At 75.1% G+C, this 5,844-nt stretch carries 7 protein-coding genes; 5 read left to right on the forward strand and 2 right to left on the reverse strand.

What is annotated here, in order from left to right; all coding sequences use genetic code 11:
• Positions 1-2 precede the first annotated feature (2 nt).
• Positions 3-626: a dTDP-4-dehydrorhamnose 3,5-epimerase family protein gene (locus ABEB16_RS13550; protein WP_345712772.1), complete on the reverse strand. Its 624-nt coding sequence runs from the start codon at positions 624-626 to the stop codon at positions 3-5.
• A 42-nt stretch (positions 627-668) separates the two neighbouring features.
• Between ABEB16_RS13550 and rfbD the strand changes: the two genes are divergently transcribed.
• Positions 669-1,538 carry a dTDP-4-dehydrorhamnose reductase gene (rfbD, locus tag ABEB16_RS13555; RefSeq protein WP_345712773.1) on the forward strand — a complete coding sequence of 290 codons (870 nt, stop codon included), beginning with the start codon at positions 669-671 and terminating at the stop codon, positions 1,536-1,538.
• A gap of 52 nt (positions 1,539-1,590) precedes the next feature.
• Here the strand turns inward: rfbD and rfbA are convergent, their stop codons facing one another.
• Positions 1,591-2,466 (reverse strand): glucose-1-phosphate thymidylyltransferase RfbA, encoded by an 876-nt coding sequence (gene rfbA / locus ABEB16_RS13560; RefSeq protein WP_345712774.1) that lies wholly within the window; start codon positions 2,464-2,466, stop codon positions 1,591-1,593.
• Between the two features lie 178 nt (positions 2,467-2,644).
• On the opposite strand from rfbA, the gene rfbB reads away from it, so the two are divergent.
• The 4 genes from rfbB to ABEB16_RS13580 all read left to right on the forward strand — a co-directional run.
• Positions 2,645-3,688: a dTDP-glucose 4,6-dehydratase gene (gene rfbB / locus ABEB16_RS13565; protein WP_345712775.1), complete on the forward strand. Its 1,044-nt coding sequence runs from the start codon at positions 2,645-2,647 to the stop codon at positions 3,686-3,688.
• Positions 3,685-4,509, forward strand: a complete 825-nt coding sequence (locus tag ABEB16_RS13570; protein ID WP_345712776.1) for a CDP-alcohol phosphatidyltransferase family protein — start codon at positions 3,685-3,687, stop codon at positions 4,507-4,509. The genes rfbB and ABEB16_RS13570 overlap by 4 nt, the downstream gene beginning before the upstream one ends.
• Positions 4,506-4,925, forward strand: coding sequence for an FAD synthase family protein (locus ABEB16_RS13575; protein ID WP_345712777.1), 420 nt, complete (start codon positions 4,506-4,508; stop codon positions 4,923-4,925). The genes ABEB16_RS13570 and ABEB16_RS13575 overlap by 4 nt, the downstream gene beginning before the upstream one ends.
• Positions 4,926-4,928: 3 nt before the next feature.
• A partial coding sequence (locus ABEB16_RS13580) for a glycosyltransferase (protein ID WP_345712778.1) occupies positions 4,929-5,844 on the forward strand: 916 nt, incomplete at its 3' end.

A 5,844-nucleotide genomic window follows, 5' to 3' on the forward strand; every position in this document is an offset into this window, starting at 1 on the left:
CCTCAGCCGCGGGCGGCCGGCTGGCGGGGCGCCGTCGCGCAGGCGGCCGCCCGGGGCAGCAGCCCCTCGTCGCGGGCGCGGGCCAGGCCGGGGGCGGCGGCGTCCTTGGCCGAGAGCAGGTGCGTCAGGGGCCGGCCGCGGCGGTCGGTGCCGGGCCAGGCGATGGCGAGCTCGGGGTCGAGCGGGTGGATGCCGTGCTCGCGGCCGGGGGCGTAGCCGGTGGAGCAGAGGTAGACGACGGTGGAGCCCTCCTCCAGCGCGCAGAAGGCGTGCCCGAGCCCCTCGGCGATGTACACCGCGGCGCGGTCGACGTCGTCGAGGAGGACGGCGCGCCACTCGCCGAAGGTGGGTGAGCCGACCCGGACGTCGACGACGACGTCGAGCACCGCACCGGCGGTGCAGGTGACGTACTTGGCCTGTCCCGGTGGGACGTCGGCGAAGTGGACGCCGCGCACCACGCCGGCGGCGGACACGGAGGTGTTGACCTGGGCCACGTCCATGCGGTGCCCGGTGGCCCGTTCGAGGGCCGCGGTGGTGAACTGCTCGAGGAACACCCCCCGCTCGTCGGTGTGCTGCCGGGGGCGGAAGCACCACGCGCCCTCGATGCCCATCTCCTCGACGTCCATCCCCGCACCATAGGGGCACCGACCTCCCGGCAGGATGGGGCCATGACGCGGCGGTGGGTGGTTCTCGGGGCTGGCGGGATGCTGGGCGTGGACGTCGTGGAACTGCTGCGCCGCCGGGGGCTGGAGGTGGTGGCCGCGGCGCGCGGCGACGTGGACGTCGCGGTGCCGGGTCAGGTGGCCGAGGCGGTGGCGGGTGCTGCGGTCGTCGTGAACTGCGCGGCGTGGACGGCGGTGGACGACGCCGAGCAGCAGGAGGCGGCGGCGTTCGCGGTGAACGCCCGGGGTGCGGCGGTGGTGGCGCGGGAGGCGGCGGCGGCGGGGGCGCGGCTGGTGCACGTCTCCACCGACTACGTCTTCGACGGGACGGCGCACGAGCCCTACCCGGAGGACGCGCTGCCGGCTCCCCGGTCGGCGTACGGGCGCACGAAGGCGGCCGGGGAGTGGGCCGTGCGGGCCTCGTGCCCGGACGCGCTGGTGGTGCGCACGGCGTGGTTGTACGGCCGGCACGGCGGCTGTTTCCCGCGGACGATCGCCCGGTTGCTGGCGCAGCGCGACACCGTGTCGGTCGTCGACGACCAGGTCGGTTCCCCGACGTGGACGGTGGACGTGGCCGGGCAGGTGCTGGACCTGGTGACCGCGGGCGCCCCGGCGGGGGCGTACGCGGCGACGAGCGCCGGCCGCGCCTCGTGGTGGGAGTTCGCCCGCGCGGTCGCGGTGTCGCTGGGCCTGGACCCCGGGCGCGTGGCGGCGACCGACACGGCGCACTTCCCGCGCCCGGCGCCGCGCCCGGCGTTCTCCGTGCTGGCGACGGGCGCGACGTCGGCGGCGGGCGTGGAACCCATCGGGGACTGGCGCAGCCGTTGGGCCGCAGCGGCTCCCGAGGTGCTGGCGGCGGACGCCGGCGCGCGCTGACGCCGCCCGGCGGGTTTCGGGCCGAGGCCGCCCGGCCGGTGTCAGGCGCGCGTCAGCACGACCGGACCGGCTCCACGAGGTTTCGCAGGTACTCGCCGTACCCGGACTTCGACAGGGCGTCGGCCCGGGCGAGCAGGGCCTCGTCGTCGAGGAACCCCATCCGCCAGGCGACCTCCTCGGGGCAGCCCACCTTCAGCCCCTGCCGCACCTCCAGCGCCCTGACGTACTCCCCGGCGGCCATGAGGTTCTCGACCGTGCCGGTGTCGAGCCAGGCGGTGCCGCGCGGGAGGACCTCGACGTGCAGGCGCCCCTGCTCCAGGTAGACCCGGTTGAGGTCGGTGATCTCCAGCTCCCCGCGCGCGGAGGGGCGCAGTCCCTTGGCGATGGGCACGACGTCGTTGTCGTAGAAGTACAGGCCCGGCACGGCGTAGCGGCTCTTGGGGGCGGCGGGCTTCTCCTCCAGGGAGAGCACGTTGCCGGCGGCGTCGAACTCCACGATGCCGTACCCGCCCGGGTCGGCCACGCGGTAGGCGAAGATGGAGCCGCCGTCGACGCTGGTGTGCTTCTGGAGCTGCTCGCCCAGGCCGGCGCCGTGGAAGATGTTGTCCCCCAGCACGAGCGCGGCCGAGTCCCCGCCGAGGAAGTGCTCGCCGATGAGGAAGGCCTGCGCCAGGCCGTCCGGCTTGGCCTGCGTGGCGTAGGAGATGGCGATGCCGAACTGCGACCCGTCGCCGAGGAGCCGGTGGAACTGGTCGGCCTCGTGGGGCGTGGTGATGACCAGGATGTCCGACATGCCCGCCGCCATGAGCAGCGACAGCGGGTAGTAGATCATCGGCTTGTCGTACACCGGCGCCAGCTGCTTGCTGATCCCCTGGGTGATCGGGTGCAACCTCGTGCCCGATCCACCAGCCAGGACTATCCCCCTCATACCCTGCCCCCCGCGTCCCGTGCCTCCCCCGAGCTTGCACAGCGTATGCGCTTAGTGGCCGGAGCGTAAGGTGTTGGCCAGAAGTTCTTGCGCGCGCACTCTGGCGGCGCGCGCCTCGTGCTAGCAAGACGGTGGTTCCCTCCCCACGGAGGGTCATCACCTGGCAGGCTTGCGCCGCATGAGGATCCTCGTCACGGGCGCAGCCGGTTTCATCGGCTCCCAGTACGTCCGCGCCGCCCTGTCCGGGGAGTACCCGGACCTGACCGGCGCCGAGGTCGTCGTCCTCGACAAGCTCACCTACGCCGGCAGCACCGCCAACCTGGCCGGCCTGCTCGGCGACGAGCGGCTGACGTTCGTCCGCGGCGACGTGGCGGACCCCGACGACGTCGCCGAGGCCATGGCCGGCTGCGCGCAGGTCGTCCACTTCGCCGCCGAGAGCCACGTCGACCGCTCGATCGACGCGGCGCGCGACTTCGTCGTGACGAACGTCCTCGGCACCCAGACGCTGCTGGAGCAGGCGCGCCGGCAGGGCGTGGAGCGCTTCGTCCACGTCTCCACCGACGAGGTCTACGGCTCCATCGAGACCGGCTCCTGGGCCGAGGGGCAGCCGCTCGACCCGCGCTCGCCGTACGCGGCCTCCAAGGCGGGCAGCGACCTGCTCGCCCTGGCCTACGCCCGCACCCACGACCTGCCCGTCGTGGTCACGCGCTGCTCCAACAACTACGGCCCCCACCAGTTCCCGGAGAAGCTCGTCCCGCTGTTCGTGACGAACCTGCTGGACGGCCTGCCGGTGCCGCTCTACGGCGACGGGTCGAACGTGCGCGACTGGCTGCACGTGTCCGACCACTGCCGGGGCATCGAACTGGTCCGGGCCGGTGGCCGGACCGGCGAGACGTACCACATCGGCGGCGGGACGGAGCTCACCAACCGCGAGCTCGTCCAGCGGCTGCTGGACGCCTGCGGCCGCGACTGGGGCTTCGTGCGCGAGGTGCCCGACCGCCCCGGGCACGACCGCCGCTACTCCCTCGACATCGGCAGGATCAGCGCCGAGCTCGGGTACGCCCCCCGCGTCGGCCTCGACGAGGGGCTGGCGGAGACGGTGCGCTGGTACGAGGAGCACGAGTCGTGGTGGCGCCCGCTCAAGGCCGCCGCCGGCGGTGCGCGCCACGGCGCCCCCATCCAGCGCGCCGCCGCGGCGCCGTCCCTGGCGGACCTGCGATGAGCGGACCCGCGACGAGCGACCCCGCGACGAGCGGACCCGCGACGGCCGGCCCGCCCGCGCCGGCGCGGACGGGCTACTCCGAGGCCGTGGCCCGCCTGGCGGCCGCGCAGAAGAGCGCCAAGGGCGCCCCGGCGTACTCCCGGTTCGTCAACCGGCCCCTCGGCCGCCGCCTGGCCGCCGCCGCCCACCTGCTCGGGGCCACCCCCAACCAGGTGACCGCCGTCTCCGGCGCCACCACCGCCGCGGGGATCGCGGTGGTGGCGCTGGCCCCGGTGGCGTGGTGGACCGGGCTCGTGGCGGCGGCGCTGCTCGTGCTCGGGTACGCCCTGGACGCCGCCGACGGGCAGCTGGCCCGGTTGCGGGGCGGCGGTTCGAAGGCCGGCGAGTGGCTGGACCACGTCGTCGACGCCGCCAAGACCTCCACGCTGCACCTGGCCGTCCTCGTCGGCGCCTACCGCGCGTGGGACCCGCTGCCCACCACGTGGCTGCTGCTGCCGCTGCTGTTCAGCGCCTGCGCCACGACGTGGTTCTTCACCATCATCCTCAACGACCACCTCCGCCGCCTGGCCGGGACCCGCGACGGCCAGGCCGTCGTGGCCGCCGGGGAGGCCCGCCAGCACTCGGTGCTGCGCTCGCTCGCCTCCGTGCCGGTGGACTACGGCGTGCTCTGCATCGTGGTCGCCCTGCTGGGCTGGCCGGCGGGGTTCCGCTGGGTGTACGGCTCGCTCGCCGTGGGTTTCGCGCTCGTCACCGCCGCATCGATGGTGGCGTGGTACCGGCAGACCACCGCTCTCGACAGCGCCAGCAGGAGGTCCGGATGACCGTCCGCGGGTACGTGCCCGGTGTCTACGACATGTTCCACATCGGCCACCTCAACATCCTGCGGCGGGCGCGCCCGCAGTGCGACGAACTGGTCGTCGGCGCCGTCACCGACGAGGTCGTGGAGCGCACCAAGGGCCGGCGCCCCGTCGTGCCGCTGGCCGAGCGCATGGACATCCTGGCCAGCCTGTCGATCGTGGACGCGGTCGTCGCCGACGACTGCACCAGCGACAAGCGCCCGATGTGGGACCGGCTGCACTTCGACGTGCTCTTCAAGGGCGACGACTGGAAGGGCACGCCCAAGGGCGACGAGCTGGAGGCGAGCATGGCCGAGGTCGGGGCGCGGGTGGTGTACTTCCCGTACACCCACGGCACGACGAGCACCCTGCTGCGCGAGTTCATCACGGCGTACGGCTGAGCCGTGGACCGCCCTCTCGTGGTGCTGCAGTCGTTCCGCGCCCCGCGGCCCACCACCAACCCCTACCTGAGCCTGCTGCTGCGGTCGCTGCCGCCGGACGTGCGGGCCCGCACGTTCTCCTGGCGGCACGCGCTGCTGGGCCGCTACGACGTGCTGCACGTGCACTGGCCCGAGGTCCTGCTGCGCGGCAGCACCCCGGCGCGGACCGCGGCGCGCCGGGCGGCGTTCGCCGTGCTCCTGGCGCGCCTGGCCCTGGGCGGCCCGGCGCTGGTGCGCACGGTCCACAACCCCGCCCCGCACGAGCGCGGCGGCCCGCTCGAGCGCCTGCTGCTGGCCGCGGCGGACCGGGCGACGGACCTCACGGTCCACCTCACCCCCGCGACCGCGGGCACCGTGCGCCCGGCGGCCCCCGCGGTCCTCGTCCCGCACGGGCACTACCGCGGCTGGTACGTCCCGCCGCCCGGGGTGCGGCCCGTGCCGGGGCGGTTCCTGCACGTCGGGCTGCTGCGGCCCTACAAGGACGTCGACGGGCTCCTCGCGGCGTTCCGGGAGCTGGGCGGCCGGGACGGTGCCGGCGGCCCGGTGGAGCTGCGGATCGCGGGGGCGTGCCCGGACCCGGCGCTGGCCGGGCGCATCACCGCGGCGGCCGCGGCCGACCCGGGGGTCGACGTGCTGCTGCGCCACCTCGACGACGCGGAGCTGGCCGCCGAGGTGGCCGCGGCGGAGCTGGTCGTGCTGCCGTACGCGCGGATGCAGAACTCCGGCGCGCTGCTGCTGGCGCTGTCGCTGGACCGCCCGGTGCTCGTCCCCTCGAACGAGGTGACCCGGGCGCTGGCCGAGGAGGTGGGCCCCGGCTGGGTGCACCTGTTCACCGGGCGCCTGGGCGCGGCGGACCTGCGCCGCGCCCTGGCGGCGGTGC

Origin of the sequence: Kineococcus glutinatus, from assembly GCF_039542765.1 — a bacterium.
GTDB classification, from domain to species: domain Bacteria; phylum Actinomycetota; class Actinomycetes; order Actinomycetales; family Kineococcaceae; genus Kineococcus_A; species Kineococcus_A glutinatus.

Coding starts and splice junctions, on each gene's coding strand:
- ABEB16_RS13550 (WP_345712772.1), bottom strand. CDS start 626: ATGGACGTCGAGGAGATGGGCATCGAGGGCGCGTGGTGCTTCCGCCCC.
- rfbD (WP_345712773.1), top strand. CDS start 669: ATGACGCGGCGGTGGGTGGTTCTCGGGGCTGGCGGGATGCTGGGCGTG.
- rfbA (WP_345712774.1), bottom strand. CDS start 2,466: ATGAGGGGGATAGTCCTGGCTGGTGGATCGGGCACGAGGTTGCACCCG.
- rfbB (WP_345712775.1), top strand. CDS start 2,645: ATGAGGATCCTCGTCACGGGCGCAGCCGGTTTCATCGGCTCCCAGTAC.
- ABEB16_RS13570 (WP_345712776.1), top strand. CDS start 3,685: ATGAGCGGACCCGCGACGAGCGACCCCGCGACGAGCGGACCCGCGACG.
- ABEB16_RS13575 (WP_345712777.1), top strand. CDS start 4,506: ATGACCGTCCGCGGGTACGTGCCCGGTGTCTACGACATGTTCCACATC.